This window comes from Bacillus sp. SM2101 (genome assembly GCF_018588585.1).
Lineage (GTDB): Bacteria > Bacillota > Bacilli > Bacillales > SM2101 > Nanhaiella > Nanhaiella sioensis.
The window spans coordinates 92,899-117,287 of sequence record NZ_JAEUFG010000006.1; the positions used below are offsets into that span (position 1 = coordinate 92,899).

The 24,389-nt window shown below is 35.9% G+C and carries 21 protein-coding genes and 1 other annotated feature; of the genes, 4 read left to right on the forward strand and 17 right to left on the reverse strand.

The window, feature by feature from the left end:
• Positions 1 to 221: 221 nt before the first annotated feature.
• Positions 222 to 1,430 carry a hypothetical protein gene (locus tag JM172_RS07515; RefSeq protein WP_214481558.1) on the reverse strand — a complete coding sequence of 403 codons (1,209 nt, stop codon included), beginning with the start codon at positions 1,428 to 1,430 and terminating at the stop codon, positions 222 to 224.
• Positions 1,431 to 1,788: 358 nt separating this feature from the next.
• On the opposite strand from JM172_RS07515, the gene JM172_RS07520 reads away from it, so the two are divergent.
• On the forward strand, positions 1,789 to 2,403 hold the full coding sequence (locus JM172_RS07520; RefSeq protein WP_214481559.1) for a cupin domain-containing protein: 615 nt from the start codon (positions 1,789 to 1,791) through the stop codon (positions 2,401 to 2,403).
• A gap of 172 nt (positions 2,404 to 2,575) precedes the next feature.
• Here the strand turns inward: JM172_RS07520 and trxA are convergent, their stop codons facing one another.
• From trxA to zapA, 10 genes are all read right to left on the reverse strand, one after another.
• Complete coding sequence (gene trxA / locus JM172_RS07525; protein WP_214481560.1) at positions 2,576 to 2,890, reverse strand: thioredoxin; 315 nt, start codon at positions 2,888 to 2,890, stop codon at positions 2,576 to 2,578.
• A 283-nt stretch (positions 2,891 to 3,173) separates the two neighbouring features.
• The gene (locus JM172_RS07530) at positions 3,174 to 4,151 is read right to left on the reverse strand and encodes an electron transfer flavoprotein subunit alpha/FixB family protein (protein ID WP_214481562.1); all 978 of its coding nucleotides are present in this window, start codon (positions 4,149 to 4,151) and stop codon (positions 3,174 to 3,176) included.
• A 373-nt stretch (positions 4,152 to 4,524) separates the two neighbouring features.
• On the reverse strand, positions 4,525 to 5,298 hold the full coding sequence (locus JM172_RS07535) for an electron transfer flavoprotein subunit beta/FixA family protein (protein WP_214481563.1): 774 nt from the start codon (positions 5,296 to 5,298) through the stop codon (positions 4,525 to 4,527).
• Between the two features lie 51 nt (positions 5,299 to 5,349).
• Entirely contained in the window at positions 5,350 to 6,123 is a 774-nt protein-coding gene (locus tag JM172_RS07540; RefSeq protein ID WP_214481564.1) for an enoyl-CoA hydratase, read from the reverse strand.
• 204 nt (positions 6,124 to 6,327) lie between these two features.
• Positions 6,328 to 6,921: a fatty acid metabolism transcriptional regulator FadR gene (locus JM172_RS07545; RefSeq protein WP_214481565.1), complete on the reverse strand. Its 594-nt coding sequence runs from the start codon at positions 6,919 to 6,921 to the stop codon at positions 6,328 to 6,330.
• Between the two features lie 402 nt (positions 6,922 to 7,323).
• Entirely contained in the window at positions 7,324 to 7,731 is a 408-nt protein-coding gene (locus tag JM172_RS07550; protein ID WP_214481566.1) for a DUF350 domain-containing protein, read from the reverse strand.
• An 11-nt stretch (positions 7,732 to 7,742) separates the two neighbouring features.
• Complete coding sequence (locus tag JM172_RS07555) at positions 7,743 to 10,100, reverse strand: endonuclease MutS2 (RefSeq protein WP_214481567.1); 2,358 nt, start codon at positions 10,098 to 10,100, stop codon at positions 7,743 to 7,745.
• Positions 10,101 to 10,145: 45 nt separating this feature from the next.
• On the reverse strand, positions 10,146 to 11,861 hold the full coding sequence (gene polX / locus JM172_RS07560) for a DNA polymerase/3'-5' exonuclease PolX (protein ID WP_214481692.1): 1,716 nt from the start codon (positions 11,859 to 11,861) through the stop codon (positions 10,146 to 10,148).
• Between the two features lie 568 nt (positions 11,862 to 12,429).
• The gene (locus JM172_RS07565; protein WP_214481568.1) at positions 12,430 to 12,972 is read right to left on the reverse strand and encodes a CvpA family protein; all 543 of its coding nucleotides are present in this window, start codon (positions 12,970 to 12,972) and stop codon (positions 12,430 to 12,432) included.
• A 7-nt stretch (positions 12,973 to 12,979) separates the two neighbouring features.
• Positions 12,980 to 13,240 (reverse strand): cell division protein ZapA, encoded by a 261-nt coding sequence (gene zapA, locus JM172_RS07570; RefSeq protein ID WP_214481569.1) that lies wholly within the window; start codon positions 13,238 to 13,240, stop codon positions 12,980 to 12,982.
• A gap of 390 nt (positions 13,241 to 13,630) precedes the next feature.
• Between zapA and rnhC the strand changes: the two genes are divergently transcribed.
• On the forward strand, positions 13,631 to 14,581 hold the full coding sequence (gene rnhC / locus JM172_RS07575; protein WP_214481570.1) for a ribonuclease HIII: 951 nt from the start codon (positions 13,631 to 13,633) through the stop codon (positions 14,579 to 14,581).
• Positions 14,582 to 14,757: 176 nt separating this feature from the next.
• Here the strand turns inward: rnhC and JM172_RS25130 are convergent, their stop codons facing one another.
• The 4 genes from JM172_RS25130 to JM172_RS07595 form a co-directional block, all read right to left on the reverse strand.
• Positions 14,758 to 15,420, reverse strand: coding sequence for a C1q-like domain-containing protein (locus JM172_RS25130; protein WP_214481571.1), 663 nt, complete (start codon positions 15,418 to 15,420; stop codon positions 14,758 to 14,760).
• Between the two features lie 175 nt (positions 15,421 to 15,595).
• Positions 15,596 to 18,010, reverse strand: a complete 2,415-nt coding sequence (gene pheT / locus JM172_RS07585; protein WP_214481572.1) for a phenylalanine--tRNA ligase subunit beta — start codon at positions 18,008 to 18,010, stop codon at positions 15,596 to 15,598.
• Positions 18,011 to 18,025: 15 nt separating this feature from the next.
• Complete coding sequence (pheS, locus tag JM172_RS07590; RefSeq protein ID WP_214481573.1) at positions 18,026 to 19,060, reverse strand: phenylalanine--tRNA ligase subunit alpha; 1,035 nt, start codon at positions 19,058 to 19,060, stop codon at positions 18,026 to 18,028.
• A gap of 245 nt (positions 19,061 to 19,305) precedes the next feature.
• Positions 19,306 to 19,551, reverse strand: a binding site (T-box leader).
• A 111-nt stretch (positions 19,552 to 19,662) separates the two neighbouring features.
• A complete protein-coding gene (locus JM172_RS07595) occupies positions 19,663 to 20,418 on the reverse strand; it encodes a TrmH family RNA methyltransferase (RefSeq protein WP_214481575.1) in 756 nt (251 codons plus the stop codon).
• A 287-nt stretch (positions 20,419 to 20,705) separates the two neighbouring features.
• Here JM172_RS07595 and sspI point away from each other — a divergent pair, with 287 nt between their 5' ends.
• Positions 20,706 to 20,915: a small acid-soluble spore protein SspI gene (gene sspI, locus JM172_RS07600; RefSeq protein WP_214481577.1), complete on the forward strand. Its 210-nt coding sequence runs from the start codon at positions 20,706 to 20,708 to the stop codon at positions 20,913 to 20,915.
• Positions 20,916 to 20,996: 81 nt separating this feature from the next.
• Here the strand turns inward: sspI and JM172_RS07605 are convergent, their stop codons facing one another.
• Positions 20,997 to 22,514, reverse strand: a complete 1,518-nt coding sequence (locus tag JM172_RS07605) for a phytoene desaturase family protein (RefSeq protein ID WP_214481578.1) — start codon at positions 22,512 to 22,514, stop codon at positions 20,997 to 20,999.
• A 185-nt stretch (positions 22,515 to 22,699) separates the two neighbouring features.
• Between JM172_RS07605 and JM172_RS07610 the strand changes: the two genes are divergently transcribed.
• The gene (locus JM172_RS07610) at positions 22,700 to 23,248 is read left to right on the forward strand and encodes a PadR family transcriptional regulator (protein ID WP_214481579.1); all 549 of its coding nucleotides are present in this window, start codon (positions 22,700 to 22,702) and stop codon (positions 23,246 to 23,248) included.
• Between the two features lie 351 nt (positions 23,249 to 23,599).
• On the opposite strand, the gene JM172_RS07615 is transcribed toward JM172_RS07610, so the two are convergent.
• On the reverse strand, positions 23,600 to 24,389 hold a 790-nt coding region (locus JM172_RS07615; protein ID WP_214481580.1), incomplete at its 5' end, for a M42 family metallopeptidase.

Genomic DNA, 24,389 nt, shown 5'->3' on the forward strand with positions numbered 1-24,389 from the left:
AATTGCATTGAAGTTTACGAAAGGCTGCTTACGCATTGATTGTTGCTCTTCCTTCTGAGATATAATCACGTAAACACCTAGTGTTTGTGGCAACTTTTTGATAATATTTAACTCTCTTAAAACTCATCTTACAACAAAGTTTACGAACAGTGCCCTACGAAAAATTCCTTTTCGCAATGTATTTTTTCTCAAACAAAGAGCCGCAAAGAGCGGCTTCTATGTTATTCATTGATTAATTTGTCAAGTGTAGCAACGATTGATTCACTAATAGGCGCTGCTTCCTCACCCTTATTCTCGCTAACTGCATCATACCATTTTTCTGCTTGTTCTAGGAGTGCTATTCTGTCATCTCCAAGCTCTAGCTCGATAGCTTTAACAAACATATTTCCTTCTAATGCTTCGATTGTCGCTTCATTCACGTTACCTTCTTCTAAAGCAGTTACTACTTTCCCGTGGTATACCTTTGATTTCCCTACAAATGCTTTTGTAAATAAGTCATGTACTTGCTCTGCTTTGATGTCAACAGGATTTGTCATATTCAGAGAGAATAATTCATCTAGCTGTTGAGCAGCAGCTTCATCACCACCTGATAAAGATCCTTTAATTGCTTGGAAGAAGCCCCATGCTTCAGCCTGCATGATCGTTAGGTTTAATTCATCAGCATTACCTTCTGCTACTGCTGCTTCAATTTTTTCTGCGTAAGATTGAGCTGCTAAATAGTAACTACGGTAAATTGATTTATCAGTTAATTGAACAAGTATTGAAAAATCTTCAATATTTCCTTCATTTAATGCTATCTCTTGAGCCGCAAGCCCTGCTTGAATGCTCTGTTCCATACTAGAAGTATCAGTTAATTCATAGTAACTATCACGTTTCACAGCTGTTGGTATAATCACTTCTTCTGCTAAAAGCTTTAATTCTGCAAAAGCTAATTCAGCATCTGCTTGCTTTTCCTCTTCTAAAAATGCAATCACATCTTTATGTAAACTCTTTTGCTTATGATAGAAGTAGGATTGTGTTAACTTATCAATTATTTGTTTGGCAATATTTGCATCTAGCTCACCTGCTGCTGCTGCATCCTTTGCCGTTACAATCGCTTGATCGAAATCACCATTTGTTTCAGTGACCGCATCTTGAAGGTCTGCCTCGTATAAGCTACCTACCTTATCCCAATCTACTGGATTTCCTTCTTTTGCATTACCTAGCTCTTCAATCATTAATTTATATGCTTCAATTTGCTTTGATGTAATCGAATCTTCTACAGATACCTCAGTAGTTTCATCAGAAGTTTGTTGTTCCTCAACTTGTTCAACAGATGCTTCTTCTTTTTTATCAGTAGATGTTTCCTCTGTATCAGAACTACATCCTGCTAGCACACCGCCAGCAAATACTATACTTGAAAATAAAGTAATAACTTTTTTCTTATTCACTAAAAACCTCTCCCTGAATGTGTTGTGTTTGTTTATTGATAATGATTTTCATTACAGGTTGAATTATACAGAGAATGATTTTCAATGTCAATGGTATTTCATAAAAAAGGTTGATTGCTAGTTCATAGATTACTAGTCAATTCAACCAAAAGTTGTAACAATTCTCATCCTTCTTTACGATGCTGAAGTCAAGTTTGTTATGTAAGCTTAAATTATTCAAGGTTGCTTCCGCATTGATTGTTGCTTTTCGCCCTTACATATAAACGAATATATACATCTAGCATTAGTGGCGTCTTTCCTATTCTCATAATAGCAACTAATTTAAGAAAAAAGAGCATTATTCAAAGGGGGAATATAAATGAAGGTTTTAGATTTAGTGAATACACCTGTTTCAGCTTCAAAATTAGAAGTCATCTTTAAAAGTGCTTCCAAAAATACGGCACTATTCGAATGTGTGCTACTACCTCAAGAGGAGATCAAACCACATATACACTCCTTTGGTGAAGACTGCGCAGTCGTTCTTTCAGGAGAATTGACTTATTACGTATCTAACAATCAATCGATAACTGCTACAGAAGGAGATCTTGTTTTAGGATGGAAAAATGTTATTCATGGCTACAAAAATAATACAAAAAACCCACTTCATCTGCTTATTTTTACATCGCCACGAGAGTTTTTTATTTCATCAACAGCAATCGAGTATAAATATGTAGCGGATGATGATCCAATGGTTATTCATCTACCAATAGAACAGCGTATCATTCGTTCAAACCAACAAAGAGTAGTAGAATCACAATATTCTTCTTTCTCCACTCTTCAAATAGAAGGAGTACACCAAGGGGAGTATAACAAGGAGATGCAAGCATTTGTAAACTATAAAAATAAAAGAGTTTATATATATGAAGATGAGCCTGTTGATTTACAAGTAAACCAAACCACATATTTCATTAAATATGAATACTCTTACAAATAACGATTACCTCTATTACGATAAACCGAAGCAGCCAAGTTAGAGACTTCTGTGTGATAATCACCATTCGTTAGTAAAAATGAAAAGAACCTTAGTAAATAATAATAAAAAAGGAGATAAGACACTTATACATTTTGTCATTATCTCCCTGCTAATTTACAATGTTATTTATCGCTTAAACGTGCTTTGACAATAAATCAGCTAATGCTTCTTTAGGTTGGAAACCAACCACTTTATCAACTACTTCACCATTTTTGAAAACTAATAATGTTGGGATGCTCATCACACCAAATTTTGCTGCAGTTTCTTGGTTATCATCAACGTCAAGCTTAACAATTTTAACTTTATCTCCCATTTCTTGATCTAACTCTTCAAGTACTGGAGCAATCATCTTACAAGGTCCGCACCATGGTGCCCAAAAGTCTGCTAGTACTACTCCATCACTAGTTTCAGCTGTAAAATTTTGATCAGTAACATGTGAAATTGCCATGTTTATCTTCCTCCTAATTATCTACTTCTTTTGATACATCAAAGTATATCACTGTATGGTTTTGGATGCTAATTTTTTGCTTCAGTTGTATTTTTACCTTCAAGATTATATTTTACTTCAGTAAATTTCGAATTAAATAATCTTGTTCTTTAAGGGTATTTTCTGTCGTCTAGCATTGTAAAAAGGACTTCACCCTTGTTACTTATTTTGTAAGCACAGGGAAAGTCCTTTTAGCACATGTCAAAAGGTTATTTCTATTGACTACACCATTTGGTGTTTAAATTTATGAAAGAACTTTTAATTTCTTAAATTCCTCTGTTAGTAACGGCACAACATCAAACAAATCACCGACAATTCCATAGTCTGCTACATTAAAGATATTTGCCTCTGCATCCTTATTAATTGCAACGATAACTTTCGAATTAGACATACCTGCTAAATGTTGAATAGCACCTGAAATGCCACATGCTATATATAGATCAGGTGTGACAACTTTTCCAGTCTGACCAATCTGTAACGAGTAGTCACAGTATTCCGCATCACAAGCCCCACGTGAAGCACCAACTGCCCCGCCAAGTACATCTGCTAACTCTTTTAATGGCTCAAACCCTTCTTCACTTTTTACACCTCTACCACCAGCTATAACTACTTTAGCTTCTGACAGATCTACTCCCTCGGAAGCCTTTCTAACGACTTCTTTAATAATTGTTCTGAGGTCCTTAATATCTACTGTTAATGAAGAAACTTCACCTGTTTTAGCTTCATCCTTTTCTAGTGGAGCAATGTTATTTGGACGTACTGTAACAAAGATTTTGTCACCCGTTACAATCTTCTTTTCAAATGCTTTACCAGAATAGATAGGGCGAGTAAATACAATATTCCCTCCTACACTTTCCACAGCAGTTGCATCAGATATTAATCCACTGTCAAGTTTACTCGCAATTTTAGGTGCTAAATCTTTACCTAGAGCGGTATGCCCAATCACGATTCCGTCCGGTTGCTCAGCATCAATTGCAGCAAGAAGTGCCTGAGAAAAACCATCTGTAGTATATGCATTTAATTTTTCATTTTCTACTATAACAACACGGTCTGAACCGAAATAGATCATTTCATTAGCTACACTTGATACAGCATCTCCTATTAGTACTGCAACTACTTCGCCGCCTTCTGCAACTGTTTTTGCAGCTGCAACCGCTTCAAACGACACATTACGTAATGTGTTATCACGAACTTCACCTAGTACTAAAACTTTTCTAGCCATTTTTATTCCTCCCGAATACACTATTTTTAAGATTAGCACAAGCGGTTTGATCTCCTCCGACAAGTGCCTTCATGTAGAAATGACAAAGTGACCACTTGATAATGCATACTGGAGCATGGCACATGGAACCCCTACTCCACCCAAAGTCAGCCCTTGCCATCATGAATAACTTCCATGCAATCCTCATTTACCTAGGCTGTTTTCGCATAGATTGTTGTTTTTCGTATTAATAGTTAAACACGAATACAACTGGATTTCGTGGCATCTTTTCTTCTATAAAAAGATGATTATTGAGTAAAACGACACCTTTAACTTCTCGTTTAGGAACTATAGTAATAAAGTTTAAGAAAAGAGCCTTTACCTAAGAATAAATTTATAAAACCTTCGCTTCAGAATGTAGTAACGATACGAGTTCTTTTACTTGATCAGGAATGTCGCCTGCTAATATTTTTCCTGCTTCTTTTTTAGGCGGTAAATATATTTCAATTGTCTTCGTTTTTGGAGCTACATCGTCTTCATCTAAATCTAAATCATCTAGTTCAAGCTCTTCTAACGGCTTTTTCTTAGCTTTCATAATACCTGGAAGTGATGGATAACGCGGCTCATTTAAACCTTGTTGAGCTGTGATAAGTAATGGTAATGTCGTTTCAATAATCTCTGAATCTCCTTCTACATCACGGACAACTGTAGCTTTACTACCATCAATGTCTAGTTTTGTTATTGTAGTAACATATGGTATCCCAAGTATTTCTGCAACGCGTGGACCAACTTGACCAGAGCCACTATCAATTGCTACATTCCCTGCTAAAATTAAATCGACTTCCTGTTCCTTTAAATACTCTGCAATTATTTTAGCAGTTGAATATTGATCGCTCTCTTCTAAATCTTCTTCTGTATTAATTAATACAGCCTTATCGCATCCCATCGCTAACGCTGTTCGAAGTTCCTTTTCAGATTCTTCTCCTCCAACAGTTATGACAGTTATTTCTCCACCATGCTCATCTCGAATTTGAATTGCTTCCTCAACAGCATATTCATCGTAAGGGTTAATAATGAATTCAGCCCCATCTTCATTTATTTCACCATTTGAAATAACAATTTTCTCCTCTGTATCAAATGTTCTTTTTAATAATACATAGATGTTCATTCTATTCCCTCCAATTTACTCTTCAAAATATTTTAACATCTCAAACTATTGTTACTTTCCATTAAAAGTTGGTGCTCTTTTTTCTAGAAATGCACTAATACCTTCGCTAGCATCTTCTGTTGCAAAAACTTTCCCAAAAAGCTCTGCTTCCCGCTTAACTCCAGCATAGTATTGATCAGCTTTTGTGTATCTTAATAATTCAATTACAGCTGAAACAGATATTGGACTTTTTGCAGCTATTTTTAAAGCTAGTTTACTAGCTTCTTCTAACATAACTTCTTCTGGAAATGCGTGGTTAGCTAAGCCTAACTTTACAGCTTCCAAACCAGATATTGGCTCGCTCGTTAACATCAATTCAGCTGCTTTAGCAGTACCTACATAACGTGGTAAACGCTGTGTTCCTGCAAAACCTGGTATTAAACCTAATTGAAGTTCTGGCAAGCCAAGCTTTGCGTTGTCGGTTACAATGCGTATATGACAGCTCATTGCAAGCTCTAAGCCTCCGCCAAGCGCAGCTCCATGAATTGCTGCAATAACAGGTTTTGAAAATAACTCAATTCTTTCAAATAATTGTTGACCAGCTTCTGATAAGACTGAAAACTCTTCACTGCTCGATACAGTCGTAAATTCCTTTATATCAGCTCCTGCGGAAAAGAAGCGTCCCTCGCCTTGTAATAAAATGACTCTCACATCTTCATTCTTTTCTAAGTCATCTAATCTTTTTGAAAGCTCTTTCAAAACTAAAGATGACACAGCATTCGCTGGAGGATGATCCAGAGAAACTGTTGCGACATAGTTTGCTATATGACATTTTGTATATTCCATACGTTCACCCCTTCTTTCTGAAAGGCTCTTTTCACAACTTTTATATTTTAATACTACAACATCAAAGCGAGGTTTTATGCAATTGGTGAAATTTTCATTTCAAGGAAATGATCATAAAACCATAGTAGTACACTTATGTGTGAAGACAAGCCATTTGCAGTGTCAAAACTGGAATAGAACGTCCAGTTTTGACCATTTGTTTAATTAACTAATCTCTGTTGACCCACATCCGCTAACTACTAAATGGTGCAGAGGATATGCTAATGTCACTAGATCATACTTTTGATCATTCATTACCCACGATGTTACTGTTTCATCAATCGTTCCAAATATCATCTGTCTTGCTAGGCGTATGTCTAAATTTTTGCGAAATTCACCTCTATCGATTCCTGCTAGTATTATATGGTCCAATACTTTTAAATAGCCTTTTAACACATCGTTTATTTTCACACGTAGCTCTTTATTAGATTGACGTAATTCTAACTGAGTAACGATCGCTAAATGATGATCATCTGATAATAATTTGAAGTGTTTTTCAATCAACAGTAATAACTTCTCTTTAGCTGATTCCATTCCTGCAATTTCTTCACTAATTTTTTCTATAAAACTCCCCATTTTCTCTTGAAATAAAGATATCAATATATCTTCTTTGTTTTTAAAATATAAATATATAGTTCCATCTGCAACCCCAGCTTGTTTTGCAATTTTTGAAACTTGAGCTTGATGATAGCCATTCTCTGCAATTACGATTACAGCTGCATCAATGATTTTCTTGTATTTCGGTTTGTTACGCTTCACTATAACTCGTCCCTTCAAAAGGATGTTCAAAAAGAATGGTAAAAATGATGCTTTTGGACGTTACAGCAGTCCATGCCAATACAGCAATTTACACGCCCTGCTCTTCTAACCTTCTTATCCTCCTTTTGAACACTCACCTCATTAAATGAATGAATAGTCATTCATATTTTAATAATAAAACAGGACTGTTTTTCTTGTCAAGTATATAGTGACTAAATAGACCCTTTCACCGTATGCTCATGTGAAAGGGTACTAAATATTATTGTATATTACACTTACGTAGAATAGCTATCCTTTTTCTTACCCCGTAAAGAAAAGCATATATATGATGCCTATTAATACAAAGATTCCACATAATACAAGTAGAACTTTTGCTAAAGTTTCCATTCTTACTAATCTCTCCTAACCTATCCCTGCTCCAATCACATAGGATAATCCTACTGAAATAATCATTGAAATAAAACCGACAGCCCTATTATCACTCTCAATTTCTTCATCAATTTTAAACATTGGTGTTAAAAACTCGTAAATAAAGTAGCCACTGAGGAGTAATATAAAACCAAAAAGTCCCCACCCCATCATCGTTAATAAAGAATCATGATGACCGATTGAAAATCGAAAAATATTCGCTAAACCGAAAATCTTACCTCCGGTAGCCATGGCAACTGCAATGTTTCCTTTCTTTATTTGTTCCCAATTTTTATACTTTGTTACAATCTCAAAAATCGATAAAAATATAATAATTGAAAGCACAACAACACTGTAATATGCTGCTGTTTGCACAAGTTCATTTTCCCAAAATGAGCTCATTTTCGCTCCCCCTATTTCAATTCTACAATAGAAATTCCTGAACCACCTTCACTCGCCTCACCATAACGAACTTTTTTAACAGCTCTGTGATTTTTTAAAAGGTCCTGAACTCCTTTTCTTAGAGCGCCAGTTCCTTTTCCATGTATGATAGAAACACGTGGGTATCCAGCAAGTATTGCATCGTCAAGATACTTCTCTACACGAAGTATCGCATTTTCAAATCTTTCACCTCGTAAATCTAATTCAAGGCTGACATGGTACTCTTTTCCTTTGATTGCTACAAGAGGCTTCGTTTCTATCGGTTTTGGGCGACTAGCATATTGAAGATCTGATTCTTTCACTTTCATTTTCATAATTCCTAGTTGCACTAGCCACTCTTTCGATGAAGCCTTTTCTAGTAAATGACCTTTTTGATCAAGGCTAATTACTTTCACTTCGTCACCAGGTTGGAGGCTTTGTTCATTCTTTTTGCGAATGATATTATTCTTGCTTTTATTAAGCTTTGGAGCTGCAGCTTCAAGTCGTTTCTTTGCATCAATAAGCTCGTGCTCTTTCACCTGTGCATATTGTTCCTTTTGGATTTTACGTAAATCCCCAATAATCGATTCTGCTTCTTGTTTTGCAATATTAACAGTTTCACGAGCTTTTTGTTCTGCTTGTTCGAATATCACATCTTTTTGACTAGCAAGCTCAGTCATTTGATCTTCAAGCTTCTTATGAAGATCCTTTGCTTCTTTCCTAAGTCGCTCAGCTTCCTCTAGCTTCTCTTCCGCATGCTTTTTACTATCTTCCAAGGAAGCAATCATATTCTCCACAGTATTACTTTCAGTACTAATTTGCTTTTTAGCTCGATATATGACCTGTTCGTCTAAGCCTAAACGTCTTGATATGTCAAAAGCATTACTTCTCCCAGGAACTCCAATAAGCAAACGATATGTAGGACTCAACGTCTCTACATCAAATTCCACACTAGCATTAATTACTCCATCTCTATTATATCCATATGCTTTAAGCTCTGGATAGTGTGTCGTAGCTACCACCCTTGCTCCTTTTTGGTAGACTTCGTCCAATATAGAAATAGCTAATGCCGCACCTTCCTGTGGATCTGTTCCCGCTCCTAACTCATCAAACAGCACAAGGCTTTCACTATTAAACTGCTGTAAAATGTCTACAATATTTACCATATGCGACGAAAAAGTACTTAAACTTTGTTCTATAGATTGTTCATCACCTATATCTGCATAAATCGAGGAGAAAACAGACATTTCAGAACCATCTTCAGCAGGGATTTGCAGCCCAGACTGTGCCATTAACGTACATAAACCAATCGTTTTTAGCGCAACTGTTTTCCCCCCAGTATTTGGTCCAGTTATTAAGATCGTAGAATAATCTTTTCCTAGCTCTATATCGTTAGGTACCACCTCATCAGGATCAATTAATGGATGCTTTGCTTTAACCAATCTAATATAACGATCATTGTTCATCACTGGCTTTGATGCTTTGATACTGCGAGCATATTTTGCCTTTGTAAACATAAAGTCAATTTCAGCTAGTATATCAATATTATGTAGTAACCCATCAGCTTCTTCTGCTACATTTACCGTTAATTCATGCAGTATTTTCTCAATTTCTTGCTTCTCTTTTATTTTTGCCTCATGTAAAAGGTTATTTAGTTCAACGACAACTTGCGGCTCAATAAACAATGTTGCACCAGATGAAGATTGATCATGAACGATACCACCGTAAGAACTCCGATATTCTTGTTTTACTGGGATAACAAAGCGATCATTTCTAATTGTAATAATAACATCTGATAGCTTTTTTTGGGCTGAGCTCGACCTAATAATACTTTCTAATTTTTCACGAATGCGGGCTTCACTCGTTCTTAACTGCTGTCTTATTGTTCGCAGCTTAGAACTAGCATGATCATAAATCTCTCCATAATCATTTATACATTGCTTAATTGAGTCTTCCAATTCTCTAAATGGAATTAGTTCATAACTTAACTCGTGAAAATATGGGATGTCATGATCATCTTCAATCATATCACTCGTAAATTTTTGAATTTGCCTTCCCGCATATATTGTATTTGCAATATCCAATAGTTCTTCAGGATGTAACGTACTGTTGATCTTTGCTCTTTTCACGTTTGATCGAATATCAAAAATACCCCCTAAAGGAACATTCCCTTTTAATCGAAGTATTTTGACAGCCTCATCTGTTTGCTCTTGTAATTTAACTACTTCTTCAAATTTTGTAGCTGGCATTAACGTATCTACCTTTGCTTTCCCTAATGAAGAAGCAACATGAGTAACCAATAAATCTTTTATTTTGTTAAATTCTAATGTTTTTAAAACTCGTTCTAGCATGATGTTTTCCTCCTTATGCTTGGAGAGGTCAAATATATGTTAGTATTATTTCTCATGTCGATGTAAAAAAGCCCGAACACTTTCTACGTCCCATGTATTAATCACATTTGCGCTTTTTACCCAACCCTTCATTGCAGTTGATACACCGATCGACATATCCTCAAGCATTTCAATATTATGAGCATCCGTATTTATGACAATCTTCAATCCTGCCTGTTGCGCTTTTCGAAGGTGATCTGATGAAAGGTCTAAACGGTTTGGGTTTGCATTCAACTCTAACGCGGTATTAGTCTCCTTTGCGAGTTCAATTAGCATATCAACATCTACATCATACCCAATACGCCTCCCAATCAACCTGCCTGTAGGGTGAGCAATTATATCAACATGATGATTACGTAATGCTGTTGTTAACCTCTCCATGATGACCTCTTTTGGTTGAGAGAAACTAGAGTGAATGGATGCAATAACAATATCCATATCCTTCATGACCGAATCATCATAATCTAATGTACCATCTGGTAATATGTCCATTTCTACACCAGCGAATATGACAAAATCATCATATTTTTTATTTAACCTTCTAATTTCCTCTCTTTGAGCCTTTAAGCGTTCAACTGTTAAGCCATTAGCTACTCGTAAGAACTGTGAATGATCCGTAATGGCCATATATTTATATCCCTTATCCCTACACACTTCAGCCATCTCTTCTATTGAATACGCACCATCGCTCCAAGTCGAATGCATATGTAGATCACCTTGAATATCTTCTAAGGAAATTAAGTCTTTTGAATGAAAGGATGTAGTTACTTCACTACCATCTTCACGAAGTTCAGGTGGAATATAATTCAAGTCAAAATAAGAATAGAAATCTTCTTCTGAAGAAAAGGTCGTCGTTTCTCCTGTATTTATATTCTCGACACCATATTCACTAATTTTTTCACCACGTTCTTTTGCTAATTGACGCATTCGAACATTGTGGTCTTTAGAACCAGTGAAATGGTGTAGTGTCGTCGCAAATTCAAGAGGTGCAACCAAGCGAAAATCGACGGAAACTTCATAATCATATTGTAATTGAACCGAAACCTTTGTGTCTCCATTTGAAATGATAGTGGTCATATGTTTAAGCTCAATAAGTTGTTTTCTAACTTTATCACGCTCATTTGTAGCAATAATAAAGTCTAAATCTTTTATTGTTTCTTTCATTCTTCTTAAACTGCCCGCTCTTGAATATTGTATCACGCCGTCCATGGATGCTAATGCCTGTTCAATTTCATTAGCTATCGGAAGCATGAATGCAATGGGTAACCTTTCGGGACGAGAGCCCATATCTTCAATAGCAGCAAGGATCTTTTCCTCTGTTTTCTTCCCGAATCCTGCTAATGCTTGTACCTTATTTGCAATACAAGCCTCCTTTAATGAAGCAGCGTCAACAACCGCTAATTCTTTATAGAGCTTTGCAATTTTTTTGCCGCCTACCCCAGGTAATTTCAATAATGGAATAAGACCCGTTGGTACTTCTTTTTTCAATTCTGTTAATAAAGAGGACTCTCCACTTTCAATAAACTCCGAAATCACCGCAGATGTACCTTTACCTATTCCTGGTATATCAGTAAAGGTATTAATTGAAGAAAGGCTTCGATCGTCGTTTTCTAACGCTGTTGCTGCTTTACGAAATGCTGATATTTTAAAAGGGTTTTCTCCTTTTAGTTCCATATATATTGCAATTGTTTCGAGTAGCTTAATAATTTCTTTTTTATTCATCTCCAACGATACCACTCCTTTAATTCTTTCTAACTATAAGAAAAGTGTCATGGCTATCATTACTTTATCTTATCAAAAGGCTCTTTTTATTAACTTTTTTGCTATAGCTCCTAACTAGAAGGTTTTTACTCAAAAATCATTGTTTTATAACAACCTGCCACGAAACCTAGTCGTATTCGTGTTTATTCTTTTGTGTACAAAATAACATTTTATGTAAAAACAGCCACTTAGAAATAATGGCGTAAATTGCTCCTGATGAGCCAATAAGAATGTGTATCCAAAATTGAACATACCATAAGAGCGTATATCGTGAAAAGCCTTACTTTTCTATAAAAATAATACAGTTTTTTTCAAAAAATGTACAACTACGAACTAGCAAAGGCTATTGTCGTAAAATTTATTGCTTATGACAAAATTAAAACCGTGATCAACTGACTTCATGCAAAAGATGCCACGAACGTTACATATCTAAGGGTTTATTATTTAGTGCGAAAACAAAAAGAGGGTAATTCACACCAAAAACAACTGGTCGATGAACTATCCTCTAAAGGCGGATCTCACTCCTAATTTATCCCGCAACATACTCAAACCAAAGATCTTTTATCATTGATGAAAAAATCGGGGTGTGTTTTATCATCATATTAGCCACAAATGAATCTTGTATAGGCATTTGAATAAAGTCTATTGGTAACAATGCTACAATATAAAGCACAACAAATAAGATGATGTAAACTTCTAAGAAACCTAGAATAGCTCCTGCCCATCCATTGATTTGTTTTAAGATTGGTAAATGAGCAACAAAGTCTAGCATCGATCCAAGGATCTGCATAATGATCTTGACCATTATAAATATGATTACAAAAGCGATCGCTCTATAATATGCATCCTCAAGGTTCATATTTTCAAATAAAGAATTTAATGCGCTTCCTTCACCAATTGTTGGATATGGGATCCAAAGAATTAATTTGGGTGCTAGAGTGTCATAATAGATTGATGCTAAAACAAATGCAACAATCAACCCAAAGAAGTGAATAATTTGAAGCACGAACCCTCTCTTTAAGCCTATTAAAAATCCTGCAATAAGAATAATTATTAAAATAAGATCAAGCATTTAAAATTCAATCCTTTTCTTTATTTACTTGTTGTTCTAGTTTTTCATATTTTTCGGTCAGCTTTACGTAATCATGAACTACGTTAACAGCGGTTAACACCGCTAATTTATGAACGTCTAAATAAGGGTTTTTCCGACCTATCTCTCTCATCTTTTCATCTACTATTGAAGCTACTTTTAGCACATGACTAGTATTCTCTGAGCCTACAATTGAATATTGCTGACCATATATATCAACAGTTGTTCTCGTTTTAGATTTCTCTGACAACTTGTTGTCCCCCATTTCATCAAAATCCTAATCTTTATCATACCATGAAAAAAGTAGTTGTGGAAAGAATTCCATAATAGAAATGAATACAGAGTATAATGAAGGTATAATGAGGGTATAAAGATCATGGGGTACTATATTTATATAAATCTCTGAATTTGCCTCTAGTGTATGATAGTTGATGCTATTAGCTTCCTTTTGGCAGCTTTCATCCTCATTGTATTTTCGTATTCTATGACATAGACGAATACAACACCCGTAACACCTTTATTCTTGAAACACTATACCTATCATATATAATCTAGCTATTCGTCTTTAACATCAATAGTAACGAAATTTTGGAAAAGAGCATTACTTCATAAAATGAATCTGTGAAGGGGTTGTTTATAGTTGGCTAATTCTGTTATTACAGTTGATAAAGCTACCATCAATAAAATGAAAAAACACTATGAAAATATTAGTGGTGGTGCTTTACCACCAGGAGCTATTTTTATAGCTAAGGGACCAACGTTTACTATAACTGCATATCGTTCAGGAAAAGTATTATTTCAAGGCAAAGAAGGAAGCCAGGAAGCACAGCTTTGGGAGTCACAACAAAACAGCTCTTCAACTTCTAGTAACAAGATTAACAAGAGTTCCACACAAGGAGCTGCGAAAACAAAGTATTCCCCGCCAGATAATATTTCAACTCTTTCAATTATCGGCTCTGATGAAGTAGGGACTGGCGACTATTTCGGACCTATTACTGTAGTCGCTACCTTCGTTGAAACAAAACACATTCCGTTATTGAAGGAATTAGGAGTGAAAGATTCGAAAGGCTTAACAGATGAAAAGATTTGTTCTATTGCAAAAGACATCATATCAATCATTCCATATAGTTTACTTATTTTACATAATGAAAAATATAATGACCTACAAACTAGCGGTATAACCCAAGGAAAAATGAAAGCTATTCTACATAACCGTGCTATTCAACACGTATTAAAGAAAATAGAACCAGCGAAGCATGACGGAATATTAATTGATCAATTCGCTGAACCGTCGACTTATTATAAACATTTACAAAAAGAGCAAACAATCGTTAAAGACCATGTTTATTTCAGTACGAAAGCTGAAGGTATCCATATGGCTGTAGCTGCTGCGTCAATAATTGCACGTTACGCATTTTTGAAAGAAATGACTAAATTGAGTAAAGAATGTGGGATGGAGCTACCAAAAGGAGCTGGCGCCCAGGTTGACAAGGCAGCTGCGAAAGTAATTTCAAAGTTCGGTATTCAAAAGCTAAAACAATTTACTAAATACCATTTCGCAAATACCGGGAAGGCGAAGAAATTAGTATAAAGATAAACAGTGATAGGATAACCATTATATAATGCTATTGCACAAACACCATAGCTCCTTCTTCTCTTATGTATGTACAAAATTATGAACTAACCAGAAGAAGAGCATGCATATAAAAAAGTGTCTCGTATTGATCCGAGACACTTTGTCATATTCATGACTTCCTTTGAAGTTCATTATGTTGTATGAACCATATGTCCAGTGAAGCATGATACTCTATTAATTGGAATACTTCCATTCGCACTCTGTTGGCTATCATAATCTATTGTAACGCATATTGTATCTAAGCTTTGCAATTGAATTAACGTATCTGTGGTACAACATCCCGGTCCCTCAATTGATTGACATGATATGTTAGTTAAGCTATTTAGTACTAAATTTATTGTAGTTTGGGCATCACCATCCGAAGTCTCAATTTGTATCGATGTACTAAAATGATAAACACCATCCGAAGGTGCAGTAAATATGGAAGTACTAGTATCATAATTGTTTCCACCAAATTCAAAATCTTCATTTGGGAATGTTACTTTTAAAGCGGTTGAAGGATCTGGAATATCCTGACCACCAGTTTCTGCTCTAAAACTAAGCATCGGTACTGGGCCTGGTGGACCAGTAGCTCCTTGTGGGCCTTGAACACCATCTAATCCAGGTGGACCAGTAGCTCCTTGTGGGCCTTGAACACCATCTAATCCAGGTGGACCAGTAGCTCCTTGTCCTCCTTGTAGTCCTTGCGGTCCTCGTGCTCCTTGTAGCCCTCTTAATCCAGGTGGACCTGGTGGTCCTTGTGGGCCAGATGGTAGTTGTGGAACCACTTTACACTTACAATTTTCACTTTCCATTCTCTCACCTCTCATCTTGCATAGTTGTAATCATATATATGAAAAACCTTTATATGTGTTTGGATTCATATACATTTTTTTACAATAAAGGCCTTAACATAAAAAAAGTGTCCCGATATAACTCGAGACACCTTTTGTTAATGTTTATTAACACGTTTAGTATGATGGTTCAAAACTAACCTCTTAATTTTGCATCGAACTGATTTTCGACAGCCTTTAAAACATTTTCATGGACAGCTGTTACCTCTTCATCAGTAAGCGTACGTTCTGGATCTAAATAGCGTAAAGAGAAGGCTACTGATTTTTTGCCTTGCTCCATATGCTCACCTTCGTATAAATCAAAGATCGAAACATTCTTTAACAGATCTCCACCCGCTTCTATAATTGTTTTCTTTAAATCACCAACTGCTACTTCACTATTGACAACGAGTGCTATATCTCTAGTAATTGAAGGGAAGCGCGGAATGAGATTATATTTAAGTTCCGAAACTTCAGCTTGAAGTAGCTTTTCTAATGACAATTCAAATACGTAAGTCTCTTGTAAATCAAGTTCATTTTGGGTGATTGGATGAAGTTGTCCAATGATACCTAATACGTCTCCATCTAGTAAGATTTGTGCAGTTCGTCCTGGATGAAGAAGATCTTGTTTTATTTGTTTGTATTGAATGCGCTCCTCCAAACCCAAGTGGCTAAATAAGCCACCTAAAACACCTTTTGCGACATAGAAATCTACTGCTTTCTTCTCACCTTGCCATAAGTGGGATGACCAAAGGCCAGTCAATGCTCCAGCAACATGTTCCTTTTCATTTGGCAGTGCATCTTTATCAGATGATACAAATACCGATGCTGTTTCATAAATTGCAATATCTTCAATTTGTCGAGCACTATTATGTTTTACTACATCAAGTAAATGAGGTATTAAACTTAAACGTAGCATGCTGCGCTCTTCACTCATCGGCATGGCTAAACGCACTGGCTCTGCCTCTTCTAATGCAAACTGTTTCACTTTTTCCTCACTCGTTAATGAGTAATTCACTACTTGATATAAGCCTGCTCCTTCAAGATAACGACGTACTTTACGACGTTTTGCTTGATAAGGAGTCAATATACCTGGTCTAGCTTCACCGATAGGGAGAGTCGATTTGACATTATCATAACCGTATAATCTCCCTACTTCTTCAACTAAATCTTCTGGAATTGAAATATCGTTTCTTCTTGTTGGAACAGTGACAACAAAAACATCATTATCTACAGTAAATGAGAACTGGAGATTATGAAAAATGCTAGCAACTTCTTCATTGGAAATTGACGTCCCGAGTAAACGATTGATTTGTTGGACAGACACCGACACGACAACAGGTTGTAGTTGTAGTGTATCACTGATGGCCTCACCACCAGCGATTTCTCCTCCAGCATATTCCATCATTAAATATGCTGCTCGATTTGCCGCTTCTAGCGTTCGTTTCGGATCTATACCTTTTTCAAAACGCGCACTTGAATCGCTCCTTAATCCATGGCTTTTAGAACTACTTCGTACGACACCACTGTTAAAGTAAGCAGCTTCCAATAAAATCGTGGTAGTATCTTCACGGACCTCAGAATCAGCTCCACCCATAACCCCAGCAAGCGCTACAGGCTCATTTCCATTTGTAATGACAAGGTCATCTTCTGTTAATGAGCGTTTTACATCATCTAGCGTAGTAAGCTCCTCTCCAGGTTTAGCACGACGCACAAGTACCTCTTTTGATCCAAAACGGTCATAATCAAACGCATGTAATGGTTGACCATATTCAAGTAGGACATAATTCGTAATATCAACTACATTATTGATCGGTCTAATACCCGCTGCCATAAGGCGAGTTTGTAACCACAAAGGTGATGGACCTACTTTGACATTTTTTATTACCTTAGTAATATATAGTGGATTAGCGTCATGATCTTCAATATTCACTGAAACTAAATCTGAAGCCATGTCATTGCTTTCCTGTAGTTGAAAACGAGGAAGTTCAACCTCTTTCCCCAACATTGCACCTACTTCATACGCCACACCTAACATATTTAAACAATCAGATCGATTGGCTGTTAACTCCAACTCCAACACATGATCATCTAAGTTAAGCTGTTCGAGTGCGTCACTACCAACTTCAACATCGTTAGGAAAAACAAAGATACCTGTTGCATAATCTTTTTGAATGACCTTCGCTTCAATTCCTAGCTCTTGAAGTGAACAAATCATCCCATGGGATTCCTCGCCTCTTAACTTCGCTTTTTTAATTTTGAAGTTTCCAGGTAATACCGCACCTACTTTTGCAACGGCTACCTTTTGTCCTGCAGCAACATTTGCCGCACCACAAATAATTTGAACAGGTTCACTATCACCGATATCAACGCTACATACGCTTAGTTTATCAGCATTTGGATGCTGCTCCTTTGACAACACATGACCAACAACAACATTTTTTATGCCCTTATTTAAAGATTCTACTACTTCTACTTCAATACCAGTACGATTAAATTTTTCTGCAAGTTCTTCAGGAGTTACAGCAGATGCATCGACATATTGCTGTAACCATTTATATGAGACTAACATGTTTATCCCTCCTCATTAAGCTCGGTTAAATTGTTGTAAGAAACGAAGATCATTTGTATATAAGTGACGTATGTCATCAATTCCGTATTTCAACATCGCTATTCGATCTGGACCCATTCCAAAGGCAAAGCCTGAATATTTTTTCGAGTCAAAACCCGCCATTTCAAGCACGTTTGGATGCACCATCCCTGACCCTAGTACTTCAATCCAGCCTGTACCTTTACAAATGTTACAACCTTTACCCCTACATTTCATACATGAAATATCAACTTCAACCGATGGTTCTGTAAACGGGAAAAAGCTAGGACGAAGACGAATTTCCCTTTCATCACCAAACATTTTCTTTGCGAATACTTCTAACGTACCTTTTAAATCGCTTAAGCTAATATTTTCATCAACTACAAGTCCTTCTATTTGCATAAATTGATGCGAGTGTGTTGCATCGTCGGTATCTCGTCGATACACTCTCCCTGGACAAATGATTTTCACAGGCCCTTTACCTTGATGTTTTTCCATCGTTCTTACTTGCACTGGTGAAGTATGTGTCCGAAGTAAAATATCGTTTAATATAAAGAAGGAATCCTGCATATCACGGGCAGGGTGTCCTTTAGGTAGATTTAATGCTTCAAAATTATAGTAATCTTGCTCAACCTCTGGCCCCTCTGCTATCGTATAACCCATACCAAGGAACAAATCTTCAATTTCTTCAATAACGACCGTTAAAGGATGTGGATTCCCAGCAGTAATCGGTCTACCTGGCAGCGTGACATCAATTGTTTCAGATGCTAATTGCTCTTCGACTGCTTGTTTTTCTAGTTTCGTTTTCTTTTCTTCTAATGCAGTTTGAATTGCTTCTCTTACCTCGTTCGCTAAAGCCCCCATTTTAGGTCTTTCCTCAGCGGATAGCTTACCCATACCTCTTAATACTTCTGTAATAGGGCCTTTCTTTCCTAAATATTGGACACGAATATCATTTAACTGCTTTAAATCTTCTACTAAGTTAACTTTTTCAATTGCTTCTTGTTGAAGCTCCTTTAATCGTTCTTGCATGTTTTATACCTCCTTTTAATTAACAAACTTCATGCTATTTAACAAACGCTGGATTATAGCGTCTCCCATGAAATAGCCATGATTTCGAGCATATAAATATAGCTACATATCTCAGAAAACACATGGCATTTCAATAACAACTGTTAAGTAACTGTGAATTGTTGTCTTCAATCACTCCCCTACAAGTAATGGAGCAAGACAATTCATAACAAACTTTGAAAGCATAATAAAACCCCGTCCCTAAAAGAAGGGACGAGGTATATCGCGGTACCACCCTTGTTAACAGCTACGAAGTCTTGAAAGCTGTTCACTTCATTTAGATAACGGAACTAGGCCCGGTTCACCTTTACATTTTAGCCAACGCCAAAATGGTCTAAGTGCCAACTCAAGAGGTGAATTCACTTATTTCTACCATAAAAATGCTTTCAGTCATCGGCATTTTCTCCCTACATGGCGATCGATAAGCTACTCTTCTCTGTCAAAGTTTTTAATATTTATAGAGGTTGTTCTAAGTACTGAAACAGAACACTCATTTACACTATTTTGATTTATACAAAATAACTATTGCTTTATTATATTTAAAAATAATTGCTTATGCAACCTTATTGTTGGAAATGATAAAGTACAATCCCCGTTGCAACGGCAACATTTAATGATTCGCTTTTTCCATATATAGGTATATAAATGTTAGATGTCGTACTTTTTAGCAGTTCTTCATTTACCCCATTACCTTCATTTCCAACTAATAAAGCAAATTTGGATTGGGGGGGAATCTCTCGATAATCGACACCATTTTGTAAAGATGTACCAAAGATAGATACATTCTTTTCTTTCAATAGTCTCACCCAATCGACAAGGCTTCCTTTTACAACTGGTACATGAAAGATCGCTCCTTGAGTTGCCCTAAGTACCTTTGGATTATATACATCAACAGTCCCATTTCCTAAAATAATCGCATCAATGCCAACCGCTTCTGCAGTTCGGATGATCGTTCCAACATTTCCTGGATCCTGTACAGCATCAATAAGTAAATATTTATTTTTATTATCTAAACTAGTGTCCAATGTTAATTTGTTACAAACTGCAAATATACCTTGAGGTGCTTCAGTTTCACTTATAACTGCTATTATTTCATCATTGACGTATGTGACATCTATATTCGTTATATCCCACTTTGATGGTATTTCAGTTTTTTCATTTATAATTAGCTCATTCACCGTACCATTTGTATGTAGTGCTTCTTCCACCATATGAAAACCTTCAACGAGAAAAAGTCCTGTTTTTTCTCGTTCTTTTCTTGTATGAAGCTTTTTCCATTGCTTCACTTTTGGATTTTTAGAGGATTCAATTCGTCTCAACTAAGTAAACTCCTTTTATTTTACTCAATATTTAAGGCTGTTTTTGCATTAATTATTGTTTTTCGTATTAAGAAATAAACACGTACACAACTAGTATTCATGGCATCTTTTCTTCCATACAACGATAACTAACATGTAAAACCACTTTTTTTGGAACTAATATGGGGACCATAGCAATAAAATTTACGACAAGAGCCATATTTAAACTTTACCTATTATACATAATAACAGTGAAATACACAAAAACTATCGCTATATTACATTACACAATGAAGAGGATGATAAATATGAACTTAAACTTGCGTCAAGCAATCCTTACAAACGTATCTGGAAATTCACAACAAGAATTAGAAAATACAATTGTTGATGCCATTCAACGAGGAGAAGAAAAAATGTTACCTGGGCTAGGCGTTTTATTTGAAGTAATTTGGGAGAATGCAACTGAAGAGGAAAAACATGAAATGTTGCAAACACTTGAAGATGGATTGAAACAATGATAAACAGCAAATGAAAGAAATTTTGAACATATAGGGGAGAGAAAAGGTCTCCCCTACGCTGTGCTAAAGCAATGTTAATGATTAACTTGATTCAACTAATTGTTGTAAGCAACCATGAATTTTATCCGCTTCACTTGCTCCTGATAATGCAGCACCTTGATAACCACCGCCAGGGCGTGTCCATGCCCCTACTAACGACAGGTTTTCAATAGGTGTTTGTCTACTTAACCTATTTAATCCAGATTGATCAACAGTTTGGGAAAATCCATATACCGCACCTGCAGGGTTCTTTGTATATCTTTGCATCGTTCTTGGCGTACCTAACTCTATTACTTCTATACTGCTAGTGATACCTGGATAATTCTCTTCTAATTGTGTTAATAAATAATTTGTTACTTCTTCTTTCTTCTGCGCGTATTTTTCCTTGTCTTCAGGCCAATTAGTAATAAAGTCAATAAAGGCTAGCGCAATGATTGGTTTTCCATTTGGACTTAATTCAGGATCTAATTTGTAATAATTAGTTATACCAAAATTAGCTTGTGTATATTGCCCTTCCTGTAAGTAATTGTAATCTTTACTAGGGTCCTTTTCCTTCACAAACACAATATCCTCATCAACTAAATTATATTTTGCTGGATCATCTTTTAACCCAATATATAGTTGTGTTACTGAAGGGCCGATTTCTAATTTCTCTAAATCCTGAACATAAGAGCTACCTTTGTACTCATTACCTAATAAATTGGCGAATGTCGTTTGTGGACTCGCATTTGAAATAATCCATTTCCCTTCAAATACATCACCTTTTTTTGTTTTTAACCCTGTCGCTTTTTGCTCTGACACAATAATTTCCGTTACTTCTTGACGTAAAAATACATCTCCACCATTTTCATGGATAACATCAACTAAGGCATCTGCGATTGCTTGTGCACCACCTTTTACATAGTAAGTACCGTCCAGATGATAGCCTATCCACGGTACAAAAAAGTAATGAGCAGAAAGAGTTTTAGGTGGCAGACCGTAGTAAGGCCATAGCAACGTAAAAATTGCAATAAACTCCTCATCTGTTACATACTCTTTCAATACTTCTTCAGTAGACATTTGTGACCATTTAATAAATAACTGTGCATGCATAAATATTGTTTGTTTCTTTTCATCCTTAGGTATAGTTGCATCGGTCAAAAACTTCATCTCTTTACTGAAAGAAATTAAGTCCTTAAATAAATTCGATATACCTTCTTTTTCATGTGGGAACATTTTATGCAAATAAGTTAAATATTCATCAGGGTCTTGTGGGATATCAATCTTCTTCCCGTCCCATACAACAGTATATGGATGTTCTTTTTTTATAGGAGTGATTCGATCCATCATCCCACATTTTGAAAAGATGTCATAACAAATCTGACCTTCTTCCAAACTTGCAATACCGTGTAAAGATACGTCAAATTCATATCGCCCTTTTCGTGGAAAATTAGTTGCATAACCGCCTGGACGAACATGATGGTCAAAAACTGCTACCTTGTATCCAAGCTTTGATAACCTCGCTGCAGAACAAAGTCCACCAATTCCTGACCCAATAACTAATACATCATAACTAGACATTTTCCTTCCCCCTTTATCAAAAAGATATATATCTTATAGATATAATTCTATAAATAGCTACAAAAGATGTCAAGAGAGAAAATAAATGGTATATTTAACTTTAGTTTGACATTTTAACAAACTTTATATATCATTTAGATATATAACTTTTAGATATATAATCGTATTTGAATTGAGGTAATTGTATGTCAAGAGAGAATAAGACGATGTACACACTTTTAGGCTTGTTAATGTATTCACCTTTAACTGGGTATGAAATAAAAAGGACCATTGAGAGTAGTATCAAGCATTTTTGGCAGGAAAGTTATGGACAAATCTATCCAACCCTTAAGAAGCTAGTAGATCAGGAACTTGCAGTTGTACATATTGAAAAAGTAGAAGGAAAGCCCGATCGAAAAGTTTATACGATTACTGAGCAAGGGAGACAAGAGTTCATAAATTGGCTGGAAAAACCGATTGAAAAAATTCCTATCCATAAAAATGAATTATTACTAAAGGTTTTTTATGGCCAATATCTAACTGTAGAACAAAATATTGAACAGATAATTCAATACCGACAAAAAATGGAAGATATTTTACAAACTTTAAATACTACTGAGCAATTCTTAATATCTAGAAAAAAGGACGATCCTCACTTTGATTATTGGATGCTTACTTTATCACATGGACAATCAATCGTAAAAGCAACAATACAATGGTGCGAGGATAGTATGGACATATTATCCAATAAATAAGCTTTAAAGCTTAGCAATAAGATGAAGATATTTTACCACCTGATTCTTCAATATTTCACTATTATTTAAGGCTCTATTCGTAAACATTGTTGCTAATGTTATCAAGTGCTATAAAAAGTGGTAAAAGATGCCGCGAACATTAGGTGTATACGTGCTTATACCCTACAACGAAAAACAACAATCAATACGAAAACAGCTGTATAAAAAATAAGTAACAAAGCTTACATCTTTTTGTAAGCTTTGTTACTATTGGACGCTTAAGTTGTACAATAAGATCAGTTACTTTTCAAATGATAAGCTACGTTGAAAATATGAACAACAACTTACTATAGAAAAGTGTGTGAACAATTGTTAATTAAAAGTAATTTTTTGGACATTACTTTCATCTAACTGTTTAATAACTTCTACAACTAGCTTAATAGTGTTTTCATAATCATCACGATGAAGCAAAGCAGCATTTGTGTGAATATACCGAGTAGGGATTGTTATTGTAAGTGTAGGAACTCCTTTACCAGTTAAATGAATTGCACCCGAATCAGTTGTGCCACCTTTAATTAGATCAAATTGATAAGGAATATTATGCGCTTCAGCAATATTTGTTACGAAATCTCGTAAGCCCTTGTGGGCTATCATTGATGCATCATACAATATTACTTGAGGGCCTTCTCCCATTTTTCCTACAGCTTCACTTTCATTAACACCTGGCGTATCACCAGCAATTCCTACATCAACACTTATTGCGATATCAGGTTGAATCATATGCGCAGACGTTTTCGCACCACGTAAACCTATTTCTTCTTGAGCTGTCCCAACCCCGTAGAAGACGTTAGGATGATTCTCAATGTCCAATCTTTTCATTACTTCGATCGCTACGGCACACCCAACTCTGTTATCCCACGCTTTAGCAAGTAGCATTTTTTCATTTTTCATCACTGTAAATTCTGTATGAGGAACAATTTGATCACCAGGACTAATCCCCCATGCAGCTGCTTCTTCCTTACTTGAAGCACCGACATCAATATACATGTTTTTAATATCGGCTGGCTTCTTCCGCGCTTGTAAAGGAAGAAGATGAGGAGGTTTTGAACCTATTACACCTGTTATCTCACCTAATTTAGTTACGATAGTCACTCGTTGTGCG

Coding starts and splice junctions, on each gene's coding strand:
- sspI (WP_214481577.1), top strand. CDS start 20,706: ATGAACTTAAACTTGCGTCAAGCAATCCTTACAAACGTATCTGGAAAT.
- trxA (WP_214481560.1), bottom strand. CDS start 2,890: ATGGCAATTTCACATGTTACTGATCAAAATTTTACAGCTGAAACTAGT.
- JM172_RS07610 (WP_214481579.1), top strand. CDS start 22,700: ATGTCAAGAGAGAATAAGACGATGTACACACTTTTAGGCTTGTTAATG.
- pheT (WP_214481572.1), bottom strand. CDS start 18,010: ATGTTAGTCTCATATAAATGGTTACAGCAATATGTCGATGCATCTGCT.
- JM172_RS07540 (WP_214481564.1), bottom strand. CDS start 6,123: ATGGAATATACAAAATGTCATATAGCAAACTATGTCGCAACAGTTTCT.
- pheS (WP_214481573.1), bottom strand. CDS start 19,060: ATGCAAGAACGATTAAAGGAGCTTCAACAAGAAGCAATTGAAAAAGTT.
- polX (WP_214481692.1), bottom strand. CDS start 11,861: ATGAATAAAAAAGAAATTATTAAGCTACTCGAAACAATTGCAATATAT.
- JM172_RS07520 (WP_214481559.1), top strand. CDS start 1,789: ATGAAGGTTTTAGATTTAGTGAATACACCTGTTTCAGCTTCAAAATTA.
- JM172_RS25130 (WP_214481571.1), bottom strand. CDS start 15,420: ATGGAAAGTGAAAATTGTAAGTGTAAAGTGGTTCCACAACTACCATCT.
- JM172_RS07550 (WP_214481566.1), bottom strand. CDS start 7,731: ATGAGCTCATTTTGGGAAAATGAACTTGTGCAAACAGCAGCATATTAC.
- JM172_RS07530 (WP_214481562.1), bottom strand. CDS start 4,151: ATGGCTAGAAAAGTTTTAGTACTAGGTGAAGTTCGTGATAACACATTA.
- JM172_RS07605 (WP_214481578.1), bottom strand. CDS start 22,514: ATGTCTAGTTATGATGTATTAGTTATTGGGTCAGGAATTGGTGGACTT.
- JM172_RS07535 (WP_214481563.1), bottom strand. CDS start 5,298: ATGAACATCTATGTATTATTAAAAAGAACATTTGATACAGAGGAGAAA.
- JM172_RS07555 (WP_214481567.1), bottom strand. CDS start 10,100: ATGCTAGAACGAGTTTTAAAAACATTAGAATTTAACAAAATAAAAGAT.
- JM172_RS07565 (WP_214481568.1), bottom strand. CDS start 12,972: ATGCTTGATCTTATTTTAATAATTATTCTTATTGCAGGATTTTTAATA.